This is a genomic window from Planctomonas deserti, assembly GCF_003067705.1.
Classification (GTDB): Bacteria; Actinomycetota; Actinomycetes; order Actinomycetales; family Microbacteriaceae; genus Planctomonas; species Planctomonas deserti.
The window spans coordinates 1-611 of the sequence record NZ_QANL01000103.1; the positions used below are offsets into that span (position 1 = coordinate 1).

The following is a 611-nucleotide window of genomic DNA, read 5'->3' on the forward strand; positions in this document are numbered from 1 at the left end:
CGACGCCGCATCCATGAAGTTGGACCAGGTCTGGCCGGCCATCCAGTTGTTCCAGTACATGTAGGCGTGGCGCAGGGTCACACCGTAGGTATTGGTGGCGGTCTGGTTGCCCAGCGAGTTGCCGAAGAAGTCCATCTCGAAGAACGCACCGGCCTTGTTGCCCGATTCGCTCACGTTGTCGATGCCCAGGTTGAAGCGCGAGAACTTGGCGTGGGCGTTGAAATCGGTGCCCGAACGCTTGCCGCTGCCGCCGGCGCCTTCCACCGGGGTCTGGCCCGGCAGGTACAGCGAGCGGCCGGTGGCGTCGTCGGCCAGCTGGCCATCGCTGGTCTGGGTGGCCAGGAAGTCGGCCTTGATGAAGCCACCGATCTTGACCGTGGTGCCCGGCGCCGCGCCCGGGGTGATGGTGGTGACCTGGATCGGCTGCTTGTCCGCCGGCACCGAGGCGACCGGCTTCTGCTCGGCCTGCACCGTGCGGACTTCGGTCACCGCCTGCTGGGTCTGGCTGATCTGGGTCTGTTGTTGTTGCTGCGAGGACAGCAGCAGCTGGACCTGGCGTTCCAGTTCGGCAACGCGTGCTTCCAGCGCTTTCTCTTTGGCGGTCTCTGCGA

General features: G+C 65.5%; 1 protein-coding gene. It reads right to left on the reverse strand.

The genetic code is table 11. The features are described 5' to 3' along the window. Positions 1–611, reverse strand: a 611-nt coding sequence (locus tag DAI20_RS19760; RefSeq protein ID WP_205781516.1) for a DcaP family trimeric outer membrane transporter, incomplete at both ends; no start/stop codon positions are given.